The sequence below is a fragment of the Gemmobacter lanyuensis genome (assembly GCF_014652355.1).
Classification (GTDB): domain Bacteria; phylum Pseudomonadota; class Alphaproteobacteria; order Rhodobacterales; family Rhodobacteraceae; genus Gemmobacter; species Gemmobacter lanyuensis.
In genome coordinates this window covers 37,145-52,307 of sequence record NZ_BMYQ01000002.1, presented here as the reverse complement: position 1 = coordinate 52,307, position 15,163 = coordinate 37,145, and the positions used below count along the sequence as shown (strand labels likewise).

Annotated in this window: 13 protein-coding genes; 9 read left to right on the top strand and 4 right to left on the bottom strand. The window is 62.6% G+C overall.

Annotated elements, in window-relative coordinates; translation table 11 throughout:
• Position 1 precedes the first annotated feature (1 nt).
• From derI to modC, 8 genes are all read left to right on the top strand, one after another.
• Entirely contained in the window at positions 2-457 is a 456-nt protein-coding gene (derI, locus tag IE101_RS05335; RefSeq protein WP_189632787.1) for a D-erythrulose-4-phosphate isomerase, read from the top strand.
• A 74-nt stretch (positions 458-531) separates the two neighbouring features.
• Positions 532-1,515, top strand: a complete 984-nt coding sequence (locus IE101_RS05330) for a class 1 fructose-bisphosphatase (RefSeq protein ID WP_189632786.1) — start codon at positions 532-534, stop codon at positions 1,513-1,515.
• A 16-nt stretch (positions 1,516-1,531) separates the two neighbouring features.
• A complete protein-coding gene (gene fba / locus IE101_RS05325) occupies positions 1,532-2,566 on the top strand; it encodes a class II fructose-bisphosphate aldolase (protein ID WP_189632785.1) in 1,035 nt (344 codons plus the stop codon).
• A 456-nt stretch (positions 2,567-3,022) separates the two neighbouring features.
• A complete protein-coding gene (locus tag IE101_RS05320; protein ID WP_189632784.1) occupies positions 3,023-5,572 on the top strand; it encodes a hybrid sensor histidine kinase/response regulator in 2,550 nt (849 codons plus the stop codon).
• A gap of 49 nt (positions 5,573-5,621) precedes the next feature.
• Positions 5,622-5,996: a winged helix-turn-helix domain-containing protein gene (locus IE101_RS05315; protein ID WP_189632783.1), complete on the top strand. Its 375-nt coding sequence runs from the start codon at positions 5,622-5,624 to the stop codon at positions 5,994-5,996.
• A gap of 30 nt (positions 5,997-6,026) precedes the next feature.
• The gene (modA, locus tag IE101_RS05310) at positions 6,027-6,833 is read left to right on the top strand and encodes a molybdate ABC transporter substrate-binding protein (protein ID WP_229804026.1); all 807 of its coding nucleotides are present in this window, start codon (positions 6,027-6,029) and stop codon (positions 6,831-6,833) included.
• A complete protein-coding gene (gene modB / locus IE101_RS05305) occupies positions 6,834-7,505 on the top strand; it encodes a molybdate ABC transporter permease subunit (protein WP_229804025.1) in 672 nt (223 codons plus the stop codon). It abuts the gene before it with no gap.
• Positions 7,502-8,584, top strand: a complete 1,083-nt coding sequence (gene modC, locus IE101_RS05300) for a molybdenum ABC transporter ATP-binding protein (protein WP_189632782.1) — start codon at positions 7,502-7,504, stop codon at positions 8,582-8,584. Before modB ends, modC begins: the two co-directional genes overlap by 4 nt.
• Positions 8,585-8,615: 31 nt before the next feature.
• On the opposite strand, the gene IE101_RS05295 is transcribed toward modC, so the two are convergent.
• Positions 8,616-8,969, bottom strand: a complete 354-nt coding sequence (locus IE101_RS05295) for a cupin domain-containing protein (protein ID WP_189632781.1) — start codon at positions 8,967-8,969, stop codon at positions 8,616-8,618.
• A 184-nt stretch (positions 8,970-9,153) separates the two neighbouring features.
• Between IE101_RS05295 and IE101_RS05290 the strand changes: the two genes are divergently transcribed.
• Positions 9,154-9,729, top strand: coding sequence for a GNAT family N-acetyltransferase (locus IE101_RS05290; RefSeq protein ID WP_189632780.1), 576 nt, complete (start codon positions 9,154-9,156; stop codon positions 9,727-9,729).
• Between the two features lie 236 nt (positions 9,730-9,965).
• Here IE101_RS05290 and IE101_RS05285 read toward each other — a convergent pair whose 3' ends face one another.
• From IE101_RS05285 to IE101_RS05275, 3 genes are all read right to left on the bottom strand, one after another.
• Positions 9,966-11,801, bottom strand: coding sequence for a TniQ family protein (locus IE101_RS05285; protein ID WP_189632779.1), 1,836 nt, complete (start codon positions 11,799-11,801; stop codon positions 9,966-9,968).
• Positions 11,802-11,809: 8 nt separating this feature from the next.
• The gene (locus IE101_RS05280; RefSeq protein WP_189632778.1) at positions 11,810-12,748 is read right to left on the bottom strand and encodes an ATP-binding protein; all 939 of its coding nucleotides are present in this window, start codon (positions 12,746-12,748) and stop codon (positions 11,810-11,812) included.
• 95 nt (positions 12,749-12,843) lie between these two features.
• A complete protein-coding gene (locus tag IE101_RS05275; RefSeq protein WP_189632777.1) occupies positions 12,844-15,051 on the bottom strand; it encodes a TnsB C-terminal domain-containing protein in 2,208 nt (735 codons plus the stop codon).
• Between the last annotated feature and the right edge of the window lie 112 nt (positions 15,052-15,163).

The window sequence follows — 15,163 nt, the reverse complement described above, 5'->3', positions numbered from 1 at the left end:
CATGAAACTGGCAATTGCAGGCGACAGCGCGGGCGAGGGTCTGGCCAAGGTTCTGGCCGATTATCTGAAGGACAAGCATGAGGTGTCGGAGATCAGCCGCACCGAAGCCGGGCCGGACGCGTTCTACGCGAACCTGTCTGACCGTGTCGCCTCGGGCGTGCTGGCGGGTACCTATGACCGCGCCATTCTGGTCTGCGGCACCGGGATCGGGGTCTGCATCGCGGCGAACAAGGTGCCAGGCATCCGCGCCGCGCTGACCCATGACACCTATTCGGCCGAACGCGCGGCGCTGTCGAACAATGCCCAGATCATCACCATGGGCGCCCGCGTGATCGGCAGCGAACTGGCCAAGGCCATTGCCGACGCCTTCCTGCGCGAGACCTTCGACCCCAATGGCCGCTCGGCCAGCAATGTCGATGCGATCAATGAGGTTGACGCGAAATACAACAAGTGCTGATGCACTGACCGAGAGAGACCACATCTGCGGGGCGCAGCCCGTTTGCGCCCCTTCACATCCGCATGAGGCCCACCATGCTCCGCCTGCCCAACGACGGCCCCCCCCAGGGCGAGCCGCTTGATGCCTACCTGTCCGACAAGGGTGGCGCTGCTGCCATCGTGCTGGCGCTGGCCCATGCGCTGCCGCCTTTGGCGGATCGTCTGGCCGCGGGTCGCCTGCATGGCGACCCCGAGGCCGTGGTCGGCGTGAATGACAGCGGCGACAAGCAGAAGGCGCTGGATGTGGCGGCGCACGATCACATGCTGGCCGCGCTGCGCGCCGCCGGTGTCCGCAAGGTTCTGTCGGAAGAGGCCGAGGCCGTCATCGACCTGAATCCCGAGGGCGCCTTTGACGTGGCCATCGACCCGATCGACGGATCGGGCAGCATCGGCATCGGCGCCCCGCTGGGGATGCTGTTTTCGGTTCTGCCCGCGGCAGAGGCTGGGTTCCTGCGGCCGGGGCGCGCGACGGTGGCGGCGGGCTATGCCTCTTTCGGGCATAGCTGCGACTACGGCTTTTCCCTGGGCGCGGGCGTGACCATCGCGACCTATGACCGCGAACTGGGCGGTTTCCGCATCGCGCGCGATCAGGTGCGCCTGAAGCCCGACACCAAATCGATTGCCTATAACGCCTCGAACGAACGTCACTGGCCCGTGGGGCTTCAGGCCTATGCCCGCGATCTGCGGGCGGGCAAGGACGGCCCGCGGGGCAAGGATTTCAACATGCGCTGGCTTGCAGCCGCGGTGGGAGAGCTACACCGCATCCTGCTGCAAGGGGGCATGTTCATGTATCCCGCCGATATCCGGCGCGGATACGAACGCGGCCGCCTTCGTCTGGTCTACGAAGCGGTGCCGATTGCCTTCCTGATCGAGCAGGCAGGAGGACATGCCACGGACGGTGCAGAGCCGATCCTCGACCGCCAGCCCGGGGCGCTGCACGAAAATACCCCGCTTTTCTTTGGTGCCGCAGAAGAGGTCGACACCGTCGGCCGCTATCTGACCACCGCAAACCTCGCTTGAACTCAAGGACGTATCCATGGCCCGGATCACACTTCGCCAACTTCTCGACCATGCCGCTGAAAACGGCTATGGCGTGCCCGCTTTCAACATTTCCAACATGGAACAGGGGCTGGCCATCATGGCCGCCGCACAGGCGACCAATTCGCCGGTGATCATCCAGGCCAGCCGCGGCGCGCGTGCCTATGCCGGGGATCGCGTTCTGGCCCGTCTGATCGATGGTCTGACCGAAACCTACCCGGAAATCCCGGTCTGTATGCACCTTGACCACGGCAACAACTTGGCCACCTGCGCCACCGCCATCCAGAACGGCTTTACCAGCGTGATGATGGATGGCAGCCTCAAGGCCGATGGCAAGACCCCGGCGGATTACGTCTATAACCGCGATATCACCCGCGCCGTGGTGGACATGGCCCATGCCTGCGGCGTGTCGGTCGAAGGCGAGCTGGGCGTGCTGGGCAGCCTGGAAACCGGGATGGGCGATCAGGAAGACGGCCATGGCGCGACTGAAAAGCTGAGCCATGACCAGCTGCTGACCGACCCGGCCGAAGCCGAGAAATTCGTGCAGGAAACCGGCGTGGACGCGCTGGCCATTGCCATGGGCACCAGCCACGGCGCCTACAAGTTCACCCGCAAGCCCGATGGTGCGATCCTTGCCATGCACGTGATCGAGGAAATCCACCGCCGCCTGCCGAACACCCACCTCGTGATGCACGGCTCCTCCTCGGTGCCGGAGGATCTGCAGCAGATCATCAACAACTACGGCGGCGACATCAAGCCGACCTGGGGCGTGCCGGTCGAGGAAATCCAGCGCGGCATCAAATCGGGCGTCCGCAAGGTGAATATCGACACCGACAACCGTCTGGCCGCCACCGCCGCGATCCGCAAATCCTTTGCCGATGAACCGGCGGAATTTGACCCGCGCAAATACCTGAAGGCCGCGATGGGCATGATGACCGAGGTCTGCAAAGCCCGGTTCGAAGCCTTCGGCACGGCTGGCAACGCTGACAAGATCCGTCCGATCCCGCTGGAAAAGATGGCCAAGCGCTACTGATCGCGCAGGTCGATACCAAAGATACCGGGCAACCTCTGTGCCCGGTATCCGGTCCGGCCACGGCGTGACCGCAGCCCGGCGGATGCGGACCGGATCAACGACGGCCCGCCACTGCCGACAAAATGCTGATAGGGCGCTGGCCGCGCACCTCGCCCATGCGGCGGGCCAGAGTTGCCACGCCGGCGCAGGGCGCCCGCAGCCTTGGCCACCCCGATCCCGAGGCATTTCCGGCGCCCTGATCGTCGAGGCGATCTGTCACCAGCTTTCGTGGGGCTGATCCGGATCTGGTTTTCCCGACTGCTTGCGCCAGATCCTCTGTCATATGGCACGATTCCTGCCCGGTGCAGCTGGTTGATCCTTCGCTTCTTGCCAAAGGGCGGGGTTTCAGCCACCAATGATCCGGCGTCCGATAAAGGGGGATCACGGCGGACAGAACAGAGGCGGTCGGTAGTGACGATGATGCATCAGTTGGATCATGATCGGGCTGTGGCGCGCGCCACGGGCGAGGCCTTTGTCTTTCGTGATTTCGAGAAATCGCGGCTCATGTCGATCCGCGAGGCAGTGCATGCCCAACCCTACCATTACGGTGCGCTGTTTCTGGCCATGGTCATTTTCTGGACCGTCGTCATGTCGGCGGGCGAAGGCATGGAGGGCGCAAGCCGCCCGGCGCTGAGCCTGACACCCCATGTTGCCACCTATGCGCTGGTGCTGGGCCTGCTGATGTATCCGCTGCGGCAACTTTGGATCCCGCTTGGGGTTTACGGCGCGGCCTTTGCCTATGTCTTTGTCCAACCGTTCGGGGCCAGCGTGCCATGGATCGCCATTCCGTCACTGCGGGCCTGGCATTTCGTGGCGCTCTTGTTGATCGGGCTTGCCTTTTCGCTGGGCCTCGGGGTCGTTTACCGGCTGATCTTCCGTTGGCTTTTCCTGCGCTTTCGTCCCTTCGCTGTTGATATTTCCTTCACGATGGCTGCGGCCGTCACCTTCGTGCTGGTCTGCCTGCTACAGCTGTGGGTCATGCTGCGCTTTGCGGCGCAGCTTGATCCTCAGGTGGCCAGCGACCTTGGCTTCACGGCCACCTATCTGCAGTTCAGCCTGTTGCGCATCATGCGCGGCGGGGTGGTGATCACGGCCTTTCTGCTGGCGACGATCAACATGCCCCGCCAGAAGGATTTGCGGCTTGCGCTGCTGCTTGCGATGTTCTTTCCGCTTTTGGGGCTTGCCCAGTCGCACGGGTTCCAGATCTACCCCATGATCGACGTCGTCCTGATGGGCTTGCTGATTGCGGTTCTGCTGCCGCCGTCGATCAGCATCTTTGCCTGCATCATGGGGATCACGCTCTATGCGGGCCTCACCGGCCAGTTCCTGCATGACACCGTCGAGGGCGACATCCATGAGGTGATCCTGCGGACCTATTCGGTCATCGGCCTATATGTGCTGGTCATGATCTTCACGCTGCGCATGTATGGCGAACAGAAGGCCGCGCATATGCACAGCAGCATCCGCAAGCTTGACCGGGTCCGCAATGCCGCCGGGGTGGGGTTGTTCGCCATCAACCTGACGATGCGGCGCTATCTGGTCGACGATGCCGCCGCGCGGCTGACTGGCTGCGCCCCGGAAGGTGAGCTGGATGCCGTGATCGAGGCTTTCGATCCCATGCACCACGAACCTCTGGTCGGGGGCATGGCCAGCAAGCATGGCGAAGGCACGGGCCATACTTTCAAGCTGCGTGCGAGGGGGGATGACGGGCTGTCCCGGATCGTGCAGCTCTATATCTGGTATGAACGTGCGCCTTCGGGGGATGACATCGCCTATGGGCTTTTGCTCGACATTTCTGCCGAACATCGCCGCAAGAAGCAGCTGACCGAGGCGCTGAACACCCTGAACGCCCAGCAGGAACGTCAGCGGCAGCTGTTCTCGATCGTGTCCCATGAATTGCGCACACCAGCCTCGATCATCTCCATGCTGATCGATGACCTGACCGATGTGTCTGACCGCGCCCGGGCGCAGCGCCAGTTGCGCGACGCGGCCGATCAGCTTCTGGCGGTGATGGACGACATGCGGCAGGCGGTGAACCCCGAAAAGAACCTGCCCATCCGGCTGGAACCCTATGTCCCGGCGGAAGTGGCCGAAAGCATCCGCAACGGCATGCAGCTTGCGGCCTCCGAACGCGGGATCGCGGTCGATATCGTGCTGGGTCCGGGGGCCGAACGGCACCGCATGGGGGACATGCGCCGCGTCAAGCAGGTGCTGACCAATCTGGTCCGCAATGCGATCAACCACAGCAACGGGACGCGGGTGACGATCCGTTACGATGTGGATCCCGCCCACGTGACCGGTGACATCCCGCAAAGCCATTGGCGTGTCGAAGATGACGGGATCGGCATCCCGGATGAGGATGTGGAACGCCTGTTCCAGCCTTTCGAGCGCGGCGGCAATGACGCCCGCAAACAGGCAGATGGCAGCGGTCTGGGCCTGTTCATCGTGCGCAGCGCGATCGAGCTTTTGGGCGGCCGTGTTTCCTTTTATCGGCCGACTTCCGGCGGCACGGGCTATTCCGTCCATCTGCCCGAACCCGAGGCGCAGGCTTCGGGGGCACCGGCTGCCTCGGCCGCGGCCCCGGCTCTTCAGCGGCGTCTGCGCGTGCTTCTGGCCGAAGACAATGCGCTGGTGGCCGATGTGATGCGCGCGCGTCTGGAAAAGCACGTGGGCCCCGTGACCCACGCCGCCAACGGGCGCGAGGCGCTGGATCTGGCACTGCAAATGCAGCCCGATCTTCTGATCACCGATCTGTTCATGCCGGAAATCGACGGGGATGAATTGATCCGCACCTTGCGGGAACGCGGGTATACCCGCCCCATCATCGGCATTTCCGCCGCGGTGGTTGGGCATGACCTGGATCGCTTCCGTGCGGCGGGGGCCAGTGCCATTATGCAGAAACCGCTGGATACCCAGCAATTGAAACAGTGTTTGGAACAACTTTTACCCAAGGACGCCGCGGGCTGAGCTGCGGGCTTTTCGCGGTCTGGGGCGTGCCGCAAACTTCGTTAGGACAATGACCAGATCAGATATTTCACCAACCCTTCGTGTGCGGATTCATTTTGGCGGCGATGACATGATCGGCCCCGGCAAGGCCGAGCTTCTGGAACGTATTGACGAAACCGGGTCGATTGCCGCCGCCGCGCGTGACATGGGCATGAGCTACAAGCGCGCCTGGAGCCTGATCGAGACGCTGAACGCCATGTTCGACCTGCCGTTGGTGGCATCCACGCGTGGGGGGCCGGGCAAGGGCGGGGCGGTTTTGACAGAGCGGGGCCGAGCCGTTCTGGCCGAATACCGTGCGGTCGAGGCGGCCGCCCGAAACCTGGGTGCAGCGCATATGGGGCAGTTGCATGCCTGGCGGCGCAAGCCTCTTGCGGCGGAGGGTTGACTTGATTGGCCTGCGGGAATGATATGTTCCATGAAACATATCAAGGGGTTCTGCCAGATGTTCAACCGCCAGCTTATGCTTGCACTGGTCGCCCTGCTGACGCTGATTATTTCGCCTGCAGCCCGCGCCGATGCGCCGCCAATCATCGCCGCCGCCTCTGACCTGCAGTTCGCTTTGGATGAAATTGCCCAACGGTTTGAGGCCGAGACGGGGCAAGCGGTGAAGCCTGTCTATGGATCGACCGGGAATTTTGCCCGCCAGATCCGCGAAGGGGCGCCGTTCCAGATGTTCATGGCGGCCGATGAATCCTATGTGCGCGATCTGGCGGCCGAAGGGCTGACCCGTGATGCCGGCATGCTTTATGGCGAGGGGCGCCTGGTGATGCTGGTGCCGACGGGCGCGGAACTTGCCGCCGACGGAACGCTTGACGGGCTGCGCGCCGCTTTGGCGGCCGGGCGGATCACCCGTTTTGCCATCGCCAATCCCGAACATGCCCCCTATGGCAAACGCGCCGAAGAGGCGCTGCGCCATGCCGGGCTGTGGGATCAGATCCAGCCCCATCTGGTGCTGGGGGAAAATGTCAGCCAAGCCGCCCAATTCGCCCTGTCCGGCAACGCCGACGGGGGAATTGTGGCCTATTCGCTGGCGCTTTCGCCCAATCTGGCGGGGCAAGGCCAGCATGACCTGATTCCGGCGGATTGGCATGATCCCCTGTTGCAGCGTATGGTCCTGCTGAAAGAGGCGGGTCCGGTGGCCGAGGCCTTTTACCGGTATGTCGCCGCGCCCTCAGCACGTGCGATTCTGGAACGCTACGGCTTTGCTTTGCCAAAGGAATAGATGGTGGATTGGGACGCGCTCTGGCTTTCGCTGCAACTCGCGGCCTGGACGGTGGCAATCCTGCTGCCGGTTTCGGTGCTGGGGGGGCGGTGGCTGGCCTATGGGCGCTTTCGCGGGCGCGGCCTGATCGAGGCGCTGCTCATGCTGCCGCTGGTGCTGCCGCCGACGGTCTTTGGCTTTTACCTGCTCTTGGCCTTTGGCCGCAATTCCTGGCTTGGCGCATTCTGGACCCAGGTGTTTGACGAGCAGCTGGTCTTCAGCTTTCAAGGGCTGGTGCTGGCCTCGGTCATCTTCAACCTGCCCTTTGCCATCCAGCCTGCCCAACGCGGGTTCGAGGCGATCCCGCGCGAACTGCGCGAGGCCGCGACGACCTGCGGCATGTCGCCGTGGCGGGCGCTTTGGCAGGTGGAGCTGCCGCTGGCTTGGCCCGGCGTGATGACGGCGATGGTGCTGACCTTTGCCCATACGCTGGGCGAATTCGGGATCGTGCTGATGGTGGGCGGGTCGATCCCCGGCGAAACCCGCACCATTGCCATTGCGATTTATGACCGGGTGCAGGCCTTTGACATGGCCGCGGCGGGGACGATGGCGGCCGCGCTGGTGGCGATTTCCTTCGGGGCCATCGCGCTGACCTTCTGGCTGTCGTCGCGCGTGGGGCGCAGACTGGCATGACGCTGTCCGTTACCCTGCGGGCCGAGACGCCCATTCCGCTGGACCTGTCCTTTACCGTCGCCGCGGGTGAGGTTCTGGCGCTGGTCGGCCCGTCGGGATCGGGCAAGACCACGGTCCTGCGCAGCATCGCGGGGCTGTGGCAACCGCAGGCGGCGCAGATCACCGTGGCCGGTGAGGTCTGGCAGGACAGTGCCACGGGCCAGACGCTGCCCGCGCATCGCAGGCACCTGGGCGTGGTGTTCCAATCCTATGCGCTTTTTCCCCATATGACCGCGCAGCAGAATATCATGGCCGCGATGCCCCGCCCGGATCTGGCCGAAGCCGCGCGGCTTTTGCGCTTGGTGAACCTTGCCGGGCTTGAGGGGCGCAAACCCGCGGCTCTGTCGGGCGGGCAGCAGCAGCGCGTGGCGCTGGCCCGCGCCCTGGCGCGCAAACCGCAGGTTCTGTTGCTGGATGAGCCGTTTTCGGCCGTCGACCGTGCCACCCGCGACCATCTGCAGGCTGAGGTTCTGGCCCTGCGCGCGCATCTCGACATGCCGGTGGTGCTGGTCACGCATGACCTGAACGAGGCGCAGCTTCTGGCCGACCGCATGGTGGTGATCGACCGTGGCCGCGTGCTGCGGCAGGGGGCGACCGCCGCCGTCATGGCTGATCCCGATGCCCTGCGCCTGCTGGGCCTGCGCGAGGTGGCGGCACTTTTGCCAGCAGTGGTCGTGGCCGAGGAAGAGGACGGCCTGACCCGGCTGGACACGGCAACCGGCCCGATCTTCCTGCCCGGCATTCGTGCCGAAAGGGGCGCGCGGCTGCGCGTGCGGATCATGGCGCATGACGTGATCCTGTCGCGCGACCGGCCCATCGGCCTTTCGGCGCAAAACATCCTGCCCTGCACCATTACCGCGCTGCGCCCCGGTGAGGGGCCGGGGGTCATGGTGCATCTGGCGGTGGGGGCGGATGAAATCCTCGCCCGCATCACCCGGCGGGCCGCGGCCGATCTGGGCCTTGCCGTGGGGGACCGGGTTCATGCGGTGTTGAAGGCGATGTCGGTCGCGCGCGATCATATCGCGGGCGATCAAGGCTAGGGTCGGGGCGGCGGTGCCGCCCCGGTGCCGTTCAGGCCAGCTTGATGCAGAAATGCTTGCGGACCGGCTTTTCGATCTTCCAGGTGCCGCGGAAGCCTGCTTCGACGGCAAAGGCATCGCCTGCCACCATAGTCACCGGTTCGCCGCCTTCGGGTGTCAGGGTGATCTGGCCTTCGATCAGATGGACGAATTCGTAGAATTGCGACACGGCATGCCAGGTGCCGGTCGTGGCTTCCCACGTGCCGCTGATGACGCTGCCGTCGATGGTCTTGTGCTGGACCCAGGTCTTCATCGTGGGGTTGCCCTCGACCTTGGTCCAGCCGTCCAGATCGGTCAGCATCGGGTCGGGTCCGGGTGCGGGCAGGCGGAAAACCATCTCGCTCATGTCGGTCCTTTCAGGAAATCGCGTTTGGCCTGCCGTGTTTGGTAGGGGGCGGCCGCCTCGCTGGCAAGGGGCTGCAACAGGCCGGGGGGCAGATGTCGCGCCGGGGCCGGGGCGGGGCGCGATTGGCCGTCGCGGCCCCCGAAGGGATGTGCATAATGCCGCCAGACTTGCTGCGAGGACAAAGATGCAGATCCGGGAAGCCCAGGCCGCAGACGCCGAACATCTGGTGCGGTTCATCAACATGGCGGCAGATGACCTGCCGCTGCATTTCTGGCGGAAGACCGTCGGCCCCGAGGGTGACCCTTGGGCGCTTGGCCGCGAACGTGCGGCGCGCGAGACGGGGAATTTTTCCTTCCGCAATGCCTGGCTGGCCGAGGTGGAGGGCAATGTCGCGGCCTGCCTGCTGGGCTATGCCGCCGACCCTGAACCCGCCCCCATCGACCCCGACACGCCCCCGATCTTCATTCCCTTGCTGGAGCTGGAGGCCATGGCGCCCGGATCCTGGTATCTGAACGTGCTGGCCACCTATGAGGCGGCGCGCGGCAAGGGCTGCGGATCGGCGCTTTTGGCCAAGGCCGAAGGCATTGCGCGGCAGGGCGGGCACAAGACCATCAGCCTCATCGCCGCCGATACCCATCACGATGCGCTGCGGCTTTATCGCGCCAAGGGCTTTGCCGAAGTGGCCCGCCGCCCGGTGGTCAAGGGCGACTGGCAGGTCGATGCGTCGGAATGGATCCTGTTTACCCGCCCCGTTCTCTGATCCCGGCACCGGAACACAAAAGGGCCCGTCACCATGACGGGCCCTTTTTCATGTGAAAAACCATGCAATTCAGGCCCACTGAGAAATCATAACCCATTGATTTCGTTAAATCCAGAATAATCCTGGGCGGGGAGAACTTCCACTCGGCCATGCGATTAACTTCCAAAAATAATTCTGACGGCAAACAAAAAGGCCGCCCGTAGGCGGCCTTTGGTCTGAGGTTGCCTGTGGGCAACTCACATTTTGAGATCGGCCCGGCGATACCACACCCGGCCCAGTTCATACTTTGGGCTGATCGGCACAATCTCCTTGGCATCCAGCCGGACTTTCATCCACTTGGGCGCCACACCTCGCGCTTCCGCATACTCCTTCAGGGAAATATGCTCTTTCAGGAATGCGTGCAGGTCGTCCAATGCGAAGATTCGGACACCGATGCCTTTTGCATTCGCGACCGAACGCTCTTCGACATAGGCCGCGCCATCCGCCCGACGCATTCTGGAAAGTGCATTCAGCCCATGGATCGGCATGTCGAGGATGCGCGCGGCTTCATCGAAACCAACCCCACCCTCGGATTTGGCCCGCGTCAGAATTTCGCGAACCTCTCGAGGATCGACTAGGACGGCTTTGAACTTCAGTGCAGGGTCGACGAACTCCACCTTGGCGAACATGCCCGATAGAATGCCGTTGATGATGTCGATGACCGGCCAGCGAGATGCTTCGGCGGCATCAACGATACTCAGCATACCCTCAGAGGGTGCCTGCACCTTTGTCGCGGCTCCCATCAGGCGGTTGAGGAACGCATCCGCGTCCGCCAGCGCAACATTCTTGAGAACGCCGCTCGCCTTGAGCGAATTGGGCATGAGACGAGGGATTGTACCGGTCCGGACCAGTTGTTCGGCCTGAACCCGATTGCAGTTCAGGTATTCTTGGAGATCGCGCGCCGGGATCGAGTTGCGAATGCGGGACATCAGATCTTCGCCATCAGCAGCGTCGAAAACCATTCCAGGATTCGATTGGTCTGGGTCACCGCTTGCCAGCCCTGCCAGAATGACAGCCCGGTTGATCGTTTTTGGATGATCACCGGCGGCCTTGGCGAGGCTTTGAACAGAGTGTACCCGCCGGCGGTCAACGGGGGTGCCGAGCAGGTCGATACCAGGTTGGATCGGAAAATTATCGAGGATGAACTCTCGAACGACTTCCCTAATGGGGCCAAACGGTTTGTCGTTCGAATTGAACTGGAGCCACTGGTAGAGGCGGCCGAATGCCATCTGTGGTCCGCCGTTGGACCCGCTGGCGTTGAAGCGAGAAAGTGCCAGCTGAAGCCCCTCGCGAACACCATCTTCGCCCTTGGCTGCGAAACTGAACCCAACGTCGCCAGCCTCGCGCCATTGCTCTTCAGTCACGGCCCGCAGGTCGATATGCGACCCAACCGCCAGAATGACCCCCAGCATTTCACAGGCCCGGGCCGCCAGATCGATAGGCTGTCCATCCAGCCATGCCGGACCGATTTCGCCGGAAAGACGCGCGAGAATGTAGTTTTGCAGACCGGACGGCGTAATCCGCTCAGCTTCCGCAACCATGGTTTTCAGCGTTTGGTCATCGGGCGCTACGGCAGACATCAACTGAAAGCGCTCGCCATAATCCGTGTTTTTCCGCCGGGTCAGACAGATGCCATGGCGACCGCAGGTGCGGATGCTCTCGATCTGCCATTCGATCCGGCCCACGCGGATGCCTGCAGACGCGCTGTCCAATTTCCCATCCTCCAGCAGGCAAGCCGGGCAGTAGCTCGTCTTGTCGAGGTAAGCGAATTCGGCATGAACAGCCTCTCCCGCGATCGAGCGCATACGCCCACCGAGGGGGCGGAATGTCATGCGCGACAACGTCACGTCGGACAGGCCGGTCAACGAACGGATTCTGGCGAAGTCGGGTTCTTTCGGCGTCATCACCGCGCCGCGGGACAGCTCGATGATGTCCAGGAATTGGTAGACGCCAGTGCGGCCATGGAAGTGGGCCATCCTATTGAAATAGGAAGTCAGGCTTTCTCCGGGAATGACCGGAAGGATCGGGAGCATCGGCATGTTCAGGCCCGCTTCTTGTTGCGCTTGGCGGCCAACGCCGCCATTTCAGCCGAAATTTCGGCGTCCTTATCTTCGAGCTCGATTGCTGCCCAGTTTGCGGCCGTGAAGACGTTTTGGCGGATGTCGCAGCTCTCCTTCTCGGCCCATGCGGTTGCGAAATGTTGCAGCCGGAGACTGGTCGCACCCTCATGCAATGCGCATTCGATCGCAGCGATGATGATCTCGATGCAGCGGCCGAACCGGTGGCGGCCAGCGTGGATCAGGCGGTTGATCACGTCGCCATCGAGGTCGACGGGAAGTTTTGCGATCTCGGCGTAACCAGCAATGATGCCACGGAGGTTGTCATTGTCGACGCCGAAGGCCAACGGCTTGGGCATGATCTTGTGGAACCGGCGATTGATTTGAGGGTCGAGGCTGGTGATCTGGGACAACCTCTGCGTGCCACTGAGCAGCAGGACGATAGGATGATCACCCTGCATCAGCCCTTTGAGCATCTTGAACATGTTGTTGGTTTCGACGGAGGCAGTCTGCCCGAAGAGGTCGTGCGCCTCGTCCAGCCACAGGAGTTGGATTCCCATGAGGGCGATGCGGTGGCGAACCATGTCCCAGACCTCATAGACTTTCGCCCGATCACTGATCTTGTCGACGCCCAGCTTCTTCAGGATCAGGGCGCCGAGACTCCGAAGGGTTGCGGGGCTTTCCACCTTGACATGAAGCCAGCGCGGCATGCCGGTTTCAGGATTGTGGGCCAAAGGCTTGAAATTGCGCATGACCTCGAAGGTGGTGGTGGACTTCCCGCTGCCCGACCCGTCGACGAACGAAATCGCCTGGGTCTCGGTCCCTGCCGTGAAGAGAACCGGCATGTGGGTAGGCTGACCGTCTTCGTCGGCCAGGAACAGGCGATTCAGCAGGCGCTCCAGAATCTGGTCGCGCTCGGTCACCACGTATTGGCTCCGGAGGGCGTCGACTGTCGATTTGATGGTGTTCGGGCAGGGGGACATTTGGTTTTCTCCGTGATTGGATTTCATTGCGGCGCTCATTTTTTGAACGCCCACGTTGCTTGGGACGGCGCGGCGGCATTGGCGGCACGCACCGCCTCCTCGGCGGGCGTCACCCGCAGCGGCATGACCGGCATGATCGACCGACCATAGCCATCCGAGGTCTCTGCGAGCGTCGCGCGGGGTTCGACCATCTCGAAGCTGGTCATTGCTTCGCGCTCGACCGCGGCGAAACGCTTTTCATCCCAGCCATGATCGATGACGCTGTATGCGAGCTTCCGTTCTGCGTTCAGGGCCTCGATATCGGAAATCGCTTGGAGAACGACCGCTTCATCCCACTCTTGGCGGTCTTTGTCCCGAGCGCGCAGAGCACGCCGAACTTCTGCCCAGGTCGTCGCGTCGACATTCCTGAAAATATCGGAAACGGCGGGAACCTCGAACCACGCACCATCCAGATGGACTTCGATGGAACCGATGTTGCCATCGAACCACCGGACATCCACGTCCGCGACGCCTTTCTTCAGGTACCATGCGGCGAGTTGGGCCGAAGTGTACCGGATGCCCATCACCCTGATGCCGTCCTTTTGAACCTTGCGAGTCACAGGGATACCGAACGCGAGCCGCTTGCGCCGAAGGCTGGGGGCCGCCAACAGGGGGTAGTTGCCATCGGCGAGATCGGCTTCCCACTGCTGCAGGGGAGTACGGCCACCGAGACCCTCATGCGGGGTGTTGTGATAGATGTCGACGATCCAGCGGACCAGCGCATAGGCCAGATCTTCGAGCGAAAGGCATGCGCGCGCCTCGGCAGGGTGATTGGCGCGCGTCACGACATCGCCGAACGTCCGGCCGGAAAGTCGGGGAAACAGCGTTTGCTGCATCGTATTGAAACAGCTTTCCATTTTGCCGCGCATGCCCGGCTGACCTGCGATCGTCTGCACCTTGGTGATGCCGAGATCGACACAGGCGTTGGTGAACACTGTCGACTTGAAGGCGCTGCCATTGTCGACGAACAGGGTCTCCGGAGTTCCGAACATCGACCACGGGGTCAGGGCACCGATTTGATCAACGAATTGCCCCTTGTCGCTGACAACCATTTGCAGGCACTTGATGGCGCTGCTGGTCTTGGGGTTCGGGGTGAGAACCATGCCGAGGATGCAGCGGGTCCTGTAGTCGATAGCCATCGCCAGCCACCAACGCATGGTGCTGATGAGTTGTTCGAGCTGTTTGGTGTCGTCGTCGCCGGCGATCATGGAAAGGAGGCCGCTCTTCACCAGCATGGTAAGGAGGTCGATCTTCATTTCATCCATGCTGACGATCTGAAGCGGGCGGTCTGCCTCCATGCCATCCTTGACCGGACGCATGCGCTTCATGGCTTCCTGCTGGCCGTAGCGGGCAACCATGACACGGAATTTGTCCATTTTTCTGGTAAACTGGCGGACTGCTTCCCTACCGGGGATGCGCAGTTCGGCTTCACCGCGCTCCGCCCGAAGCTTGTTTTCCTTCTCAAAGGCGAGCTTGACGTCCACGAAGACGACACTGACGGGCTTGCGTTGAAGGTTGAGGAATTCGTGGGTGATGGTCTTCGCCATCAACGCCATTTCGGCAACCGTGAAGCGGCTGTTGGTGTTTCCCCGATTGTCTTCACAGTCCAGGAGGGCCTTCTTTCCACCTTTCTTGTAGGCCGCGACCCACTTGCGCAGCGTCCGGGCGGAAACTGCATCAGGCCGCTCCACCCTGAGCTTCGACCGCGGTTTCACCCCTTCGCCAGCCTCATAGGCCGCGAGTTTTGCATCCTGTTCGGGATCGGGCATTTCTTCGATTAGATATGCCTCCGCTGCGGTCCTGATGTCCGACATCGCGGCTTTGATTTCGTCATCATTCACCTTGAAGGCATTCTCATCTTTCAGGTCGAGATATGCCCTAACCATCGCATGCCGCGCATCGAGCCTTTTCTTTGCCCCACGGGACAGGCCGGTAAGGAAGATGTCGTCATAGGTGAGAGACAGACTGGGGCGCAGATGCTCCGGCATCAGGCCGAAGGGATAAACCTCGATCAGGCCGGCACCATTCAGCCGGTTCAGCGTCCCCACATCATAGGTGAGTTTCCTGTGGGCATCAGCGATCGCCGAGAAGGTGACGGTCCCGTTGGTTTCGTAGGCGAAACGCCACTCATCTCCCCCGATCTTGTAGAGGTGATGCATGTCGATGCTGAAGGTGGGGTGGACGGCGATGTTCGTGTTTGCCATTGGAAGCTCCATCTTTGGCGGGGCCCGAAGGCCCGGGATTGGGGGCTCGAAGATGGTTTCGGCAGCTGGTGCCGAAACCTGAGCTCGAATTTTTTTGGGGGGGGCTGACCGC